The 14,125-nt window shown below is 44.4% G+C and carries 13 protein-coding genes and 1 tRNA gene; 8 read left to right on the top strand and 6 right to left on the bottom strand.

Features of this window, described 5'->3' with window-relative positions; genetic code table 11:
* Complete coding sequence (locus ABIE50_RS03675; protein ID WP_209855742.1) at window positions 1-735, bottom strand: ImuA family protein; 735 nt, start codon at window positions 733-735, stop codon at window positions 1-3.
* 267 nt (window positions 736-1,002) lie between these two features.
* On the opposite strand from ABIE50_RS03675, the gene ABIE50_RS03670 reads away from it, so the two are divergent.
* The 4 genes from ABIE50_RS03670 (at window position 1,003) to ABIE50_RS03655 (ending at window position 4,244) form a co-directional block, all read left to right on the top strand.
* Complete coding sequence (locus tag ABIE50_RS03670; protein WP_209855745.1) at window positions 1,003-1,614, top strand: hypothetical protein; 612 nt, start codon at window positions 1,003-1,005, stop codon at window positions 1,612-1,614.
* Between the two features lie 95 nt (window positions 1,615-1,709).
* Entirely contained in the window at window positions 1,710-2,207 is a 498-nt protein-coding gene (locus tag ABIE50_RS03665) for a methylated-DNA--[protein]-cysteine S-methyltransferase (RefSeq protein ID WP_209855748.1), read from the top strand.
* Window positions 2,208-2,258: 51 nt separating this feature from the next.
* The gene (locus ABIE50_RS03660) at window positions 2,259-2,930 is read left to right on the top strand and encodes a DNA-3-methyladenine glycosylase family protein (RefSeq protein ID WP_209855750.1); all 672 of its coding nucleotides are present in this window, start codon (window positions 2,259-2,261) and stop codon (window positions 2,928-2,930) included.
* 279 nt (window positions 2,931-3,209) lie between these two features.
* The gene (locus tag ABIE50_RS03655) at window positions 3,210-4,244 is read left to right on the top strand and encodes a glycosyltransferase family 61 protein (protein WP_209855753.1); all 1,035 of its coding nucleotides are present in this window, start codon (window positions 3,210-3,212) and stop codon (window positions 4,242-4,244) included.
* A 272-nt stretch (window positions 4,245-4,516) separates the two neighbouring features.
* Here the strand turns inward: ABIE50_RS03655 and ABIE50_RS03650 are convergent, their stop codons facing one another.
* Both ABIE50_RS03650 and ABIE50_RS03645 read right to left on the bottom strand, forming a co-directional pair.
* The gene (locus ABIE50_RS03650) at window positions 4,517-6,184 is read right to left on the bottom strand and encodes a putative phage tail protein (protein WP_209855757.1); all 1,668 of its coding nucleotides are present in this window, start codon (window positions 6,182-6,184) and stop codon (window positions 4,517-4,519) included.
* Window positions 6,185-6,506: 322 nt separating this feature from the next.
* Window positions 6,507-6,580 (bottom strand) — tRNA-Ile (locus ABIE50_RS03645).
* Window positions 6,581-6,680: 100 nt separating this feature from the next.
* Here ABIE50_RS03645 and ABIE50_RS03640 point away from each other — a divergent pair.
* Complete coding sequence (locus tag ABIE50_RS03640) at window positions 6,681-7,310, top strand: HAD family hydrolase (RefSeq protein WP_209855759.1); 630 nt, start codon at window positions 6,681-6,683, stop codon at window positions 7,308-7,310.
* A gap of 28 nt (window positions 7,311-7,338) precedes the next feature.
* Here ABIE50_RS03640 and ABIE50_RS03635 read toward each other — a convergent pair whose 3' ends face one another.
* From ABIE50_RS03635 to ABIE50_RS03625, 3 genes are all read right to left on the bottom strand, one after another.
* A complete protein-coding gene (locus ABIE50_RS03635) occupies window positions 7,339-7,581 on the bottom strand; it encodes a hypothetical protein (RefSeq protein ID WP_142684452.1) in 243 nt (80 codons plus the stop codon).
* Window positions 7,582-7,664: 83 nt separating this feature from the next.
* Complete coding sequence (locus ABIE50_RS03630) at window positions 7,665-8,015, bottom strand: TM2 domain-containing protein (RefSeq protein WP_209855762.1); 351 nt, start codon at window positions 8,013-8,015, stop codon at window positions 7,665-7,667.
* A 10-nt stretch (window positions 8,016-8,025) separates the two neighbouring features.
* A complete protein-coding gene (locus ABIE50_RS03625; RefSeq protein WP_209855765.1) occupies window positions 8,026-8,322 on the bottom strand; it encodes a DUF2752 domain-containing protein in 297 nt (98 codons plus the stop codon).
* A gap of 166 nt (window positions 8,323-8,488) precedes the next feature.
* On the opposite strand from ABIE50_RS03625, the gene rimP reads away from it, so the two are divergent.
* The 3 genes from rimP to infB are packed head-to-tail and all read left to right on the top strand — an operon-like array spanning window position 8,489 to window position 13,974.
* Window positions 8,489-8,953, top strand: coding sequence for a ribosome maturation factor RimP (gene rimP, locus ABIE50_RS03620; protein WP_260607378.1), 465 nt, complete (start codon window positions 8,489-8,491; stop codon window positions 8,951-8,953).
* A 16-nt stretch (window positions 8,954-8,969) separates the two neighbouring features.
* Window positions 8,970-10,217 carry a transcription termination factor NusA gene (gene nusA / locus ABIE50_RS03615; protein ID WP_142684456.1) on the top strand — a complete coding sequence of 416 codons (1,248 nt, stop codon included), beginning with the start codon at window positions 8,970-8,972 and terminating at the stop codon, window positions 10,215-10,217.
* Complete coding sequence (gene infB / locus ABIE50_RS03610) at window positions 10,204-13,974, top strand: translation initiation factor IF-2 (protein ID WP_354027860.1); 3,771 nt, start codon at window positions 10,204-10,206, stop codon at window positions 13,972-13,974. Before nusA ends, infB begins: the two co-directional genes overlap by 14 nt.
* Window positions 13,975-14,125 lie beyond the last annotated feature (151 nt).

The raw sequence follows: 14,125 nt of genomic DNA, 5'->3' as shown, positions 1-14,125 counted from the left end.
CTACCCGATTTTGCGGATCAACACTGGCTGCACCATTGGCAATTGTTCATCTGCAAACCTGAACCCGCCGGAAAACCATTCTATCTGCCATTCGCCGGGCTTACCATTACGGATCTTCAGCAATTCCACATTCCAACGGGGAAATCCTACACCTGGCAGGCCTTCTTCCTGTTCACTTGCCAATGGGGTAATACGCCAGCGGGCAACACAGGCGGTAGTATTACTCAAAGTGGCAGCTTTCCTGAGAAGGATAAATCCTGTAACCCTGCTTTGCTCTACGGCCAGCTGCAAGCGCCTTGAAGCGGTAAAACTGATTTCTTTTACCTCTCCGATAACAGCCGCCAATCCTTCACATTTCAATGCTTCTTCCATTGCCCATAATATATCTTTTTCACGTTCCAGGTCTACAAAAATGATCCGTTCAGGCGCAATACCAAAAGCTTTCAATGCTGGAGGGAAAAGTGTACGGCAGGTACTGATCCATATGCAGGCGCCGCCACTTTTCATTAATGTATTCAGCAATCCGCTTATAAATCCTGCGGTAGCAGCAGCATGTTCTGCTTCAGTATTCACAAACTCATGTATCACACCGGTTGGAAATGTTTCATTTGGAAAAGCTGCTGTGATCCGCCCAAGCCCCATATCCACACTCGTACTATTGGCTTGTTTAAAGCCTTGTAAAAGGAGAATATCCCTTTGCAGGCCGGCAATGATAGCTGCTCTTTCTGCGGGCATAGTCAACAGCTGTTTTAATATCAAAACTAATTTATTTAGCAATAATACTAAATTAATTAGTAATTTAACAATATTATTCCCAACAATGTGTAATTAAATAATAGTGATAAATCGTATAGCAATTCTGACAGCGGTAGAAGGAAGTATAAAGATATATTTCGTATTACCGTTAACGTTAGTAATCCGGTTATCTCTTAATTATCATTATATATTTTATTCGTTTTGGAAAACGTAATTTTAATCTCCTGATCAGCAAAACATATCACCATGTTACAAAACAGAGTTGATCCATTTGGCAATATCATTAGAACGTCCGCCAGGGGCCTTTTCATGGGTAACCGGGGAGTTTTACACAATGAAAACCAGGAAATTATCCGTTCATATAAGATAAAAACCTGGATCACCTGCGTACTGGCATTTAAAAACAGAAGGAGAACAGTAATGGCGCCCAACAGGTATACAGAGCTTTTCTTTATGGATGAGGCCACCTCTTTTGCTGCAGGTCACCGGCCCTGTTTTGAATGCCGTAAAGCAGCTGCTCAGCAGTTTAAATTACTGTGGCTACAAGGTAATCCTGATAAAGGTTTGAACGAAAAAACGCCAATCGGGGAAATAGATAATATTCTTCATACAGAACGAATAGATAAACATCATTTAAAAGTTACTTATGAAGAAAACCCGCAGACATTGCCTGATGGCACCTTTGTGAATATAGAAGGAGCCCCTTATCTTCTTAGAAAAGGATTACTTTATTTATGGTCTCCTTTTGGTTATGCAACAGAAATACATGTACCTGAAGGCGGCAAATTATCTGTTCTAACACCACCATCTATAGTGAATGCTTTCAGGGCAGGATATGTTCCCCAGATGGCAATTTAATGTGAGGCGCAAGAAACGGGTTCTTTTATGTACATGCCAACAGTAAATTTGTGTACTGAACAGAAACAGTATCTATCTGACTAAAAAATAAAACAATGACATATTATCATAAAACAATGGCATCTCCAGTTGGGCAGCTAACACTGATAGCGAGTGATAAAGGTTTGGCAGCGGTGTTGTGGGAAAATGATCTTCCTGGCCGTGTACCTGTCAGCAATAGTATACCTGATATACATCATCCTGTACTCTGCCAGGCAGAAGAACAACTCAATGAATATTTTGCGCAGAAACGTACTTCCTTTTCCATTGAATTGGATTTTTCGGGAACTGAATTTCAAAAAAAGATATGGCAGGCATTGCTAACAATACCTTTCGGTGAAACGAGAACTTACGGGCAGATCGCAAAACAAATCGGTGAGCCGAAAGCTGTGCGTGCTGTGGGAGGTGCAGCCAACAAAAATCCTATTTCTATTATTGCTCCCTGTCACCGGGTTATAGGAGCTTCGGGAAAATTAACCGGGTTTGCAGGAGGACTGGCTAACAAGAATCTTTTACTTCAGTTAGAAAATAAAGTCAACCCAACATTATTCTAGTTACTTGCTGAGGTTCGGAGTTTATACTATCTTTCCGGAAACCCAATACAAGTGTTGCATACTTTCTCAACGGAAAACTTTCACTCCATCTGTGATGAGCTATGCCGGCAGGATCCGGAGTTAGCCTTCATAGTAAAAACGTATGGCTACCCACCAATGTGGACAAGGCCTAATACATTCGAAAGCCTGGTACATATCATACTGGAGCAACAGGTATCTCTGGCCTCCGCCTTGGCGGCACTTAATAAATTACGGGAAAAGCTCACTAAAATAACACCGGTCAGGCTACTTAAACTAACAGATGAGGAACTAAAGGCATGTTATTTTAGTCGTCAGAAAATGTCGTATGCCCGTTCCTTGGCCCAGGCCATTCAGAACAAGGAATTCAGTCCTGCAGCAATGGAAAGCCTACCTGACGAAGAAGTGCGTAAAAACCTGGTGGCGCTGAAAGGGATCGGCAATTGGACCGCTGATGTTTACCTGATGTTCGTACTTCAGCGGGCAGACATTTTCCCGATTGGAGACCTCGCAGCTGTAAATGCACTTAAGAAAGTGAAAAAACTTCCCAAAGACACTGCCCCGGAACAATTGCTTAAGATATCGGCCTCATGGCAGCCTTACCGCACCGTTGCTACAATGATATTGTGGCATTATTACCTGTCGTTACGTATGAAAGATTATAATGCTGAAGTGGAGAAAATAAAGAAAGCGGTTACGATGTAAATTTTAATGGCTCCCCGGTCTGTTATTAAACAAAGGAGCTACTCTATTATGACAATCATTTTCGCAGACAGGTATTCTACATCCAGCCACTTTCATAATAGCATCGCTTTACATGAGGAATTAATCTTATCTGGCTAATATTAGTGCCTGTTTTTTCGTAAAAGAAATAGATCTTTCCATGGTTTAAAGTAATTTTGCAATGATTAAAACTACGACAGCATTATTGCTATAATAAGCGGAAGCCACTAATGCTGTTAATGGAAAAAAACAGTACATATAATGTTAATCATTCCGGCCAGGAAAATAACCAGGGAATTTCCAACCAATTATATACCAGGTGAACTGGACTTTTGCAAAGCAGAATTCACTTATGATACAAAGGATATTCGTCTCTTGAGCTATACGAATGTTATAGTTGATCATTACGGGCGCCTTTTTAACTCAAAGATGCAGGTGGTAACTGAGTCCCTGATACTACCACATATTTTTAAGCCTATTCCACTGATACGGCGGTTAAAAATTGCTTATACAAAAAAGAAAAGACGGTTGCCCAAAAGTGGAAGATACCTGCTTTGTTTTGATGAATGGAGTACTGCCCACTACCATTGGTTTGTCGATTTTCTTCCGAGACTTCTGGCTGTTTCATCACGTCTTTCTGGTTATACTTTATTACTTCCCGATACTCCGTATGTAAGAAGAGTAGGGGTAGAGAGTTTAAACCTGCTGCAATTATTCCCGGCAAACATTGAATGGATTGCGCCGGGAGAAAGAATACAATGTGATCAACTGGACCTGGTGACACATAGTGTATTAACGGGGCGCTGTCATGATGATTTGATTCCAGAAATACGCAAACGGCTGGAAACAACTTTAAATTTGGATGCCAGCCAAAATAAGCGCCAATACATAAGCAGAGCAGGGGCTGCATACCGGAAAGTACTCAACGAAAAGGAAGTAACGGCTTTGTTTAAAAGTTATGGTTTCGGGATAATTGCTTATGAGGATATGTCCCTGAAGGAGCAAATAATAGAAACCTATCATTCATCTATGCTTGCGAGTATACATGGCGCCGGATTAACAAATGCCTTATTTATGAAAGAGGGTGGATCTGTGCTTGAGTTCAGGCGTGATAAAATATACCATAATCAATGCTTCTGGCATTTGTCCGCTGCTCTAAAACATAAATATTATTATCAATTTGGTGAGCCAGACAGGGATGTTGCTATTGAAGGACCCCATGCGTGTAATTTAACCATGCCGATACACTTACTGGAGTTAACCATTGAGCAGATGATAAAGAATGCGGCACGGTAAGGGCTTAAATTTTTATCTTTCTCTGGTATGGAAATAAGAAACCCCTTAATGCCACAGGGGCTCCTTATCACCAAGCGATGGAATGGATTTATCAGGCATTAACCACCTCCCAAAGGTGCTATGCAATTATTATCCTTTTTACTGGTTCTTTTCATCAAATTTTTCATCTTTTTATATAGCTAAACCCTAGCGCACAGACAGACACCACTTATTAATTTAGAGAGGGAAGATAGATAGCCATGCAAAGACTTATAGCCTTGCCTGGCTTCTCATCAGATCATGTTTACTACTTTAGCTGTCACCCAAAAGCCTGTGGAAATATTTCTGGCAAGTTGAATATTTCCATCAGGTGTAACACTATAAGCATTAACCACACTTACATAATTATTATTATCGTTAAGCAATGATTTTATCTTTACCACATTGTTTCGGGAGCGGGATATTACCAAATAATCGATAAAATAGGATGTTCCATCTATCTGTGAAAACCCCCTTACAGCAATCATAAAAGAAGCTCGTGTAGTGGGTATTGTTAAAATTGTAACCGGGGCTGTTCCTGTAACAGAAGTAACCAATCCATTTACCTCTATCGTATCAAAATGGATACTATTATAGTTCCTGTTTAACAGGTGCACCTGGGATGGTTGAATTGAATTGGATAAATTGATCTGTGATCTTTTATTGGTAACATCATCACCATCCAGCAGGTTACTGAGGGTAATAATGTAAACGGGGGTATTATCTGCAGAATTAATGTGGTTATCGTTATACGTTCCAAAATTAAAAACGCCACCGCCAAAGAAAAGGAACAATGCGCCTGCTGCTGTGGGGCCTCCGCAGTTCATAAAAGAATCCAATATTACCACATTCTTGATATCAAGGAATCCCGTGCTATTGATTCGGAACGGCGCCACGCCATTATTGGCATTTAAAGTATTGGTCAGTGCCTCACAATGGAATCCATCGATATGTATATTTTTCGAGAAAATATCCATGACCTGTCCATTTAGATTCAGCTGAATGGTTGTGCCCAAATAACCATCATAGGAAGAATCGACAATATAAACATCTGTAGAATAATAAAGCCTATATCCTCTGTATCCAACCCCTTTGGGATAAATCGGCTCTCCATCACTATTCAACCTGTTTACAATAAAACTTTGGACACAACATTTTGAGATCCTGATTGTGGTGCTGCCTCCCTGGTTAAAACCACTGGCAATATCGAATCCAATTGCCTTTATTGGAGAAACGCCTTCATAAATATCGAAGAAAATGGACTTAAAATCCAATTGCCAAATCAGGCCGGTATTGGGAGTAGATTTGATACCAGTATGAGCACCAATAATAGTAAAAGACTCAAAAGTGGTATTGTTCACCTGATCCTTTTCTGTACTGCCACCTTTATGCAGCCAGATGGCAACACAGTTTTCGTTTATCTGCTCGAAATTCAGGGACTCATAGCTGATATTTAAACCAGTGTAAGTAGACCGGCTGAGCTGTATATTGATAGCTGTAATAGCACTGGCCGGAGCAATGGTAGCTCCTTCTCCGATAATCTGCCAGAAAACTCCATTAGTAATATTCAGGGTTGAAGAAATACGATAGCGTCCACGGGGGAATAACAATTTACCCCCATTGGTAAATACCTGTTTGGCATAGTCGATACATTTACTGATTGCCGGATAATCGTCGCCTGAATTATTTCCCTTGGCGCCAAACCATTTCACATTCAGCTCTCCATCATATAGTCTTTTCCAACGCCCTGTTGTGGCAATGAAAATTGTTCCTCCGTTTTCAGGAGACGTGGTATCGCTGCTGTCCCAGTAGAATTCTCCACCGCCACCGTCGTTAGCTGTTTCATAACCTAAAACATGGTAAATAGTGTTTGCCTGCGGGGTACTCAGGCTTTTGAGGGCATTAATGGATGTAACTGTCATATATAAGGTTTGTGGTTAACAAAAGATTTCCTCAAATGTAGAGGTGGAATATGTATCCTATTTGCGTAATAAACACCTGTTAAGAAATTTAGTGAGGGGGAATTCCGGTTGTTAAGATATTGAGAGAAGGATGCTGTCTGCTTTTGGCGACCCATATGCCAGGTTCAGCAACGTATTGGCGTTGCCGTTACATCAGCTGCGGCTGCCGGCGTCCTCCCTCATTGATGCGGAAACCGCCGCCAAACTGGCGCAATTGCTGGTAAGTGTATCAAATGAAAAAAAGGCTTTCCGCGCTAATCCGCTGAAAGCCTTTTCTACTGCGTGGTCCCACCAGGGCATGATCCTGGGACCCCCTGATTATGAGTCAGGTGCTCTAACCAACTGAGCTATAGGACCTGTTCCGAAGAACTGATTCCCCTTTTCAGGGGACGGCAAAATTAATTATTTTATTGAATTAACCTAAAAAAATTTCGTTTATCATTAATAAATTTGCCGCATGCAAGGCATAAAGAATATTATTTTTGATTTAGGCGGCGTTATTCTGAACATCAACTACCAGCTTACCGGTGAGGCATTTACCCAGTTGGGAGTAAAGAATTTTAATGAGCTGTATTCACAGTTTCATGGCTCCAGCTTATTTAACGGCCTGGAAACAGGGCATGTTTCAGTGGAAGAATTTCTGGCCCAAATGCAGCAGCATGTACCTGAGGGGGTTACCCACGAACAGATAATAGCAGCATGGAATGCTATGTTACTGGATTTTCCTTTACAGCGACTGCAGCTACTGCAACAATTGCGGCAGCATTATAATTTGTATCTGTTGAGTAATACCAATGCCATCCACCTGGAAGCTTTCAACCGGTTATTGCAGGAGAGCAGGGGCATTCCTTCGCTGGGCAGCTTTTTCGATAAGGCTTACTATTCCCATCTCATGGGTCACCGCAAACCGGATAAGGAATCATACCTCATGGTAATGGAGGAAAACGGGCTGTTACCGGAGGAAACGTTATTTATAGATGATACGTTACCGAATATAGAAGGGGCGAAGGCAGTCGGATTACAAACCATCCACCTGCAGGCGCCGCGGACGATCATGGATATTTTTCAGCCCCAAAAGGCTTTATAAAAAAGGCCGGTGATCTACCGGCCCTTTTCTATTTAATTTCTTCGAAATCGATGTAATCCCCTTTATCAGATTTTTTCGGTTGCTGAGGAGGAGGGGGCGGAGTGCCGGATTGCCCGCCATTTTGCTGTTCATACTGCTGGCGCATATGATCCTGCATATCGCTCATTTGTCTGCGTACCTGCTTGGTAACCCTGTAGCCTGGTATGATCAGGTCGAATACCAGTTTGTAGAGCAGCCAGGCCAGAAATATAGAAACAAAAAATCTTAACATAATGACACGAAGGTAGCGGAATATACATTCCGACTTCCTGAAAATCACTTCATTTTAAGGTTTTTTTAACTTTCGGGAGGAGATTAAAGTCCGAGCAGGGCCGCGGATGCCAGGGCTTCTTTCTTATTGAACTGCCACGCCATTTTTCGGGCGTTGATGGCATCTATAATAGTACCGATACCGCAAAAACCAAGGGTGATAAAGTATACAATTCCCATGGCGACCTGGTCCAGCAGGAAGCGTTGAACACCCGCAAAGCCCAGGAAACCGATAAGGCTGCAGATAAGAATTGTTTGTGGATCTTTGCGTCTGCCCTGGTATACTGCCAGGAATCTTTGTTTGTTCTCCGCAGAGTAGCTCTTGGTAAGCTCCTGTAGCCACATCATTTCCTCGGTTTCGATCCCGGGGAGCATCGCAAATGAAAAATCGTTCATCGTGTTGGGTTTATAATTGTTTGAAATCAGCATATTGATCCCTTGCCAGTTGTATTATACGGTACAGCAGCACAGCTACTGCCAGGGGAGCAAACCAATGATGATGGATGGAAGCGCTCCACTGCCCATGTAAAAAATAATGGATCCCATGGCCTAATCCGCAGCCAGGGCAAATAGGAATCCCAATATTTTTAAACAGACATAAACTGCCGGCATTTTCATCAGGAGTCATCAAATACAAAAGGGTGAGGCCCAGGGGCCATGCCAGCAGCTCAATATTTATTTTTCGCCAGAAAGGGGTTGCCACGTCAGATATTTTTAAAATATATATGAAAGATGGTGGTGCATCTCCCATAAATATTTAAATACAAGTTAAAGAAATAGTTTTTCAATCAAAATAAAATCCTACTTTTGTATGAGGAAAAATGATTCAAACGAAGGGGACGAGATATTGTCCCCTTCGCGCTTTTTGTATGGCAAACGAACACGTGATAAAAACGATCCGGGAAATGGCAGAAGGACTGCTGGTGAATGATCCCGACAATTTTTTGGTAGACATCAGAATTAAGCCCACTAACAATATCAAGCTCTTTTTAGACGGGGATAAAGGGGTGCCGGTGGCTACACTGGTATCATTCAACCGCCAGTTATATCCTTTGCTGGAAGCGGCTGAGCTGTTCCCGAATAATGATTTCTCCCTGGAAGTTTCGTCCGCAGGCCTGGATGAACCGCTCAAACTACACAGACAATACCTTAAAAATATTGGTCGGAAAGTGGAAGTTACGCTGCTGGATGGCTCCGTAAAGGAGGGTACCCTGCAAACGGTTACCGAGGATGCTATTAACATCGAGGAACTGATCGGGAAGAAGAAAGAAAAAAAGTCAACTGATTTAAAACTTAATGAAATAAAGCACACAAAGGTGTGCATCGTGTTTTAAAATATAACAACTAAACATGGCTAGTATTAACCTGATTGAGTCATTTACTGAGTTCAAGGAGGCGGAAAACATTGACCGTCCTACGTTGATGAAGGTCCTGGAGGATGTGTTCAAAACGCTTCTGCGGAAAAAATATGGCTCAGATGAGAATTTTGACGTGATTGTAAATACCGAAAAAGGTGACCTTGAAATATTACGCCGTCGAACCATTGTAAATGATGGGGAAGTAGAAGATGACAACGCTCAGATCGCCTATTCTGAAGCAATCCTGGTAGAGCCGGATTACCAGGTAGGAGAGGATTTATATGAGGAAGTAGAGATCATGGACTTTGGCCGCAGGGCTATCCTGGCGGCAAAGCAAACTTTATCCGCCCGTATCGGCGACCTCAAAAAGAACATCCTGGTAAAGAAATATGCTGATAAAGCAGGTGAAATTGTAAATGGCGAAGTATACCAGGTTTGGAAAAAAGAAGTTTTATTGCTTGATGATGAGGGGAATGAGTTAATTTTGCCTAAATCTGAACAGATCCCCACAGATTATTTCAAGAAAGGGGAGAACGTAAGAGCGGTGGTGAAGAAAGTTGAAATGAAAAACAACGCGCCACTCATCATTCTCTCCCGTACACATCCATCCTTCCTGGCTAAATTGCTGGAAATTGAGGTGCCTGAGATCTTTGACGGGCTGATTGTTATCAAGAAAATTGTTCGCGAACCGGGTGAAAGAGCCAAAGTGGCTGTTGAATCCTACGATGACCGTATAGACCCGGTTGGAGCTTGCGTGGGTATGAAAGGAAGCCGTATACACGGAATCGTACGCGAACTGAGAAATGAAAACATAGATATCATTAACTTTACCACCAACATTCAATTGTTGATCCAGCGTTCGTTAACACCTGCCCGGATCAGCCGCATGGAAGTGGATAATGAGAACAAATACGCTTCCGTTTACCTTAATCCCGACCAGGTATCACTGGCTATCGGCAAAAAAGGAGTAAACATAAAGCTGGCTTGCGAACTGACTGGCTTTGAAATTGATGTATTCCGTGATGAAGCACAGGAACAGTCAGAATTTGATATCGATCTGGAAGAATTCTCGGATGAAATCGAAGAATGGATAATAGATGAGCTTAAACGAATAGGTTGTGACACTGCCCGCAGCGTATTGGAGCTGACCGTTGAAGAACTGGTTCGCCGTTCCGATCTGGAAGAAGAGACAGTGCAGGATGTAAGAAGAATATTACAGGAAGAGTTTGACAAAGAATAAAGCCGAGCCACAACCCTTCCCAGGTAAAGGCCTTATTAGAAAGGGAATTGATTTTTTCGAGTTATTGTTTAAACGTAAAAAAACATCCCGTTTTGAAGAAACGGGAAACAGGGGAGGCCCGAAATACGATATGCCTGAAACAACAAACAACACACCACGATTGCTGGCTGCAGCCAAAGAGTTTAATATTGGTAAGGAAACCCTCATCGATTTCCTTGGCAATAAAGGCTTTGATATGGACGGCTTTGGTTCTCCAAATGCCCGTCTTACGGCTGTTATGTACACAGCACTGCAGTCGGAGTTCCAGCAGGACAAGGCTAACAAGCGCAAAAGCGACCAGATAGCCCTGCCTAAAGGAAGCGTGTTAGAAACGATGAAGAAGAAAGAAAAGGAGGAAGCGGAAGCGGCGGCTAAAAAGAATACCACTAAAGAAAAAGAAGAGACGGCTGCTGCTCCCAAACAGGAAGCAAAGCCTGAAACTAAACCGGAACCGGTTAAGGAAACCCTTAAACCAGAACCACAACCACAGGCGAACGTTGCCCCGGCAACTCCGCCACCCGCAAAGGAAAAAGCTGAACCGAAGCCTGAACCACCCGTTGTTACAGCTCCCCCTGTTGCGGAAGTTCCCAAAGCGCCGGCAACGCCTCCTCCGGCAGAACCAGACACAGTGAAGAAAGCTGAGTCGCCGAAAATAAACGGCCCTAAAGTAATCACCACTATCGATCTGGACGCACTAAACCGCAATAAAAAACCAGTTGCCAAAAAGGACCAGGAAGAAACCCCGGCTCCGCAACAGGCAGCAGAAAAACCTACGGTAAAAGAAGAAAAACCTGTGGTTACCCCTGCTCCTCCAGTTGCTGAAAAACCGGAGCCTAAACCTGCTCCTGCACAAGAGGCAACTGCAGCGCCAACTGAAAAAACAGTTGACAAGGCTGATAAAGTGGAGCAGGCTCCTAAAGCCGAAACCACTACACCGGCAGAGAAAGTAGCGAAAACAGACAAAACCGATACGACAGACAAAACGGAAAAAGCCGCACCGGTTGAAGATAAACCTGTAGTTAAAAAAGTGGAAGAAGTATTACAAGAGGCAAAACCCGCTGCAGTCAAAGAACCGGCGCAAATTCCTGTTAAAAATGTTGTAAAACCGGAAAATCGCAAACCCTCTACTGCCGAAAACACCCCACCTACACCTCCTCCGGCCGCCTCACAGGGACAGGACGAGGCTTCAGGTGCTGCTGTGATTGAAAATATCCAGGCCGAAAAATTAACCGGCCCTAAAGTAATCGGTAAAATTGAGCTGCCAGTTCAGTCTGACAGACGCGATAATAATAAGAACAGCAACTTTAGCAGGGACGAGAAACGCAAACGCAAGCGTATCATCGTAGAAAAGAAACCTGAGCCTGTTCAGCCTAAAGACTTTAAAGAAGGCGACCGCAAAGAAGGCGGCGCTCCCGGCGAACATCGCCCACATCAGCATGGCGGACAAGGCGGCAACCGCCCCCATCATGATAACCGCGGCGGCGGACACCAGGGCGGTAATCGTCCCCAGGGCGATAACCGGACACACAACCGGCCAGGCGGCGGTGCCAACACAGGTACCGGCGGCGGTAGCTACAACAGACCAGCCGGACAGGGCCAGGGCGGAGGCTATAACAGGCCTGCCGGACAGGGTGGTCCAGGCGGTGCTAACAGACCAGCCGGTCAGGGCGGCGGTTACAATCGTCCGGGCGGCGGACAAGGTGGAGGAGGTAACAGACCCGGACAAGGCGGTGGCTATAACAGACCAGGCCAGGGCGGCAACTTCAACAGACCAGGTCAGCACCGCGGCGAGGATAAACGTACTACCGAAGAAAAAGAAATCGATAAGAACGAGATCCAGAATAAGATCAAGGAAACAATGGCCAAACTCGGTGGCGGCGGTCGCGGTAAAAACGTGAAAGCCAAACACCGCAGGGAAAAACGCGAGGAAAGAGCCAATCAGAAAATTAACCAGGGCGACGGAGAAAGCAAACTCCAGGTAACAGAATTCGTTTCTGTATCCGAACTGGCCAACCTGATGGATGTAAGCTTCGCAGAAGTAATCTCTAAATGTATGGGCCTCGGCATCATGGTATCTATCAACCAACGCCTCGATGCGGAAGTAATAGAACTGGTTGCCGGCGAATTCGGATACGAAGTTGAATTCATTGGGCTGGAAGATGCGGAGGAAACTGATGATGAAGATGAAGTAGATGACCCTGCAGACCTGGTTCCACGTGCACCGATCGTAACTATCATGGGTCACGTCGATCACGGTAAAACCTCCCTGCTCGATTATATCCGCAGTGCGAACGTAGTAGCCGGTGAAGCCGGTGGTATCACCCAGCACATCGGGGCATACCAGGTAACAACAGCCAGCGGTAAAAAGATCACCTTCCTCGATACTCCCGGTCACGAAGCGTTTACCGCAATGCGTGCCCGTGGTGCCAAAGCAGCGGATATCGCTGTTATCGTGATCGCTGCTGATGACGCCATCATGCCACAAACCAAAGAAGCCATCTCCCACTCACAGGCCGCTGGTCTGCCAATGGTATTCGCTATCAATAAAGTGGATAAGGAAGGATCAAATCCTGAACGGATCAAAGAACAGCTGGCCGGCATGAACCTCCTGGTGGAAGACTGGGGCGGTAAATACCAAAGCCAGGAAATATCTGCGAAAAGCGGGTTAAATATCGATGTGCTCCTCGAAAAAATATTGCTGGAAGCAGAACTGCTGGAATTGAAAGCCAATCCCGACCGTGAAGCCTCCGGAAGTATCGTGGAAGCTACCCTGGATAAAGGCCGCGGTTACGTTGCCTCCCTCCTGGTACAGAATGGTACCCTCCGTCAGGGCGATACCATCGTATCCGGTTCCTTCTTCGGAAAAATCAAAGCCATGTTCAACGAACGCGGCCAGAAAATGGAAGAAGCAGGACCATCCATGCCAGTACAGGTACTCGGTTTGAATGGAGCGCCACAGGCAGGTGAGAAATTTAAGATGTACTCCGATGAGTCTGAAGCTAAAGAAGTAGCTAACCGCAGGGCACAAATCGTTCGTGAACAAGGTATCCGTACCAAGAAACATATCACCCTGGATGAAATCGGCCGCCGTTTGGCACTGGGTAACTTCAAACAGCTGAACCTCATCATCAAAGCCGACTTTGATGGTTCCGTGGAAGCGTTGAGCGACTCCCTGCAGAAACTGTCTACCGAAGAAATCGTGATCAGCATTGTTCACAAAGCCGTAGGTCAGATCACAGAATCCGACGTATTGCTGGCAACCGCCTCCGATGCTATCATCCTCGGATTCCAGGTACGTCCTTCTTCCCAGGCAGCTAAGCTTGCGGAAAAAGAAAATATCGAGATCCGTAACTACTCCATCATCTATGACGCGATCGATGAAATCAAGAGCGCCATGGAAGGTATGCTGGAACCAAAAATCGAGAAGAAAGTGGTGTGCAACGTACAGGTGCGCGAAACTTACAAATTCGAGAAGGTTACCGTGGCAGGTTGCTTCGTTGTTGATGGCAAGCTGACAAGAAACACCCGTATCAACGTGGTGCGCGACGGTATCGTGGTTCATACCGGCGAACTCGGCTCCCTGAAACGTTATAAAGATGACGTGAAGGAAGTGGCCGCCAATATGGAGTGTGGTTTGAGCGTGCGCGGATACAGCGATCTGAGACCTAACGATTACATCGAAGGGTTCGAAGAAGTAGAAGTGAAGAGAACTTTATAAAAGCTGGTAGCCTTCTGCTACCCCGCTTTAAGATAACATACAGCGAAGAAAATAATGATCCATCGTGCAAAACCTGGCATCGTTATTTTCTTCGCTTTTTTTGGCTAAGATGCTTATGGCTAAAAGGCGGCAGCTTATCTAAACTTTTGTT

The sequence above is a fragment of the Chitinophaga sp. OAE865 genome, assembly GCF_040546735.1.
GTDB lineage: Bacteria > Bacteroidota > Bacteroidia > Chitinophagales > Chitinophagaceae > Chitinophaga > Chitinophaga polysaccharea_A.
The sequence above is the reverse complement of the archived record's forward strand: the minus strand, read 5'-3'. Positions and strand labels throughout refer to the sequence as shown.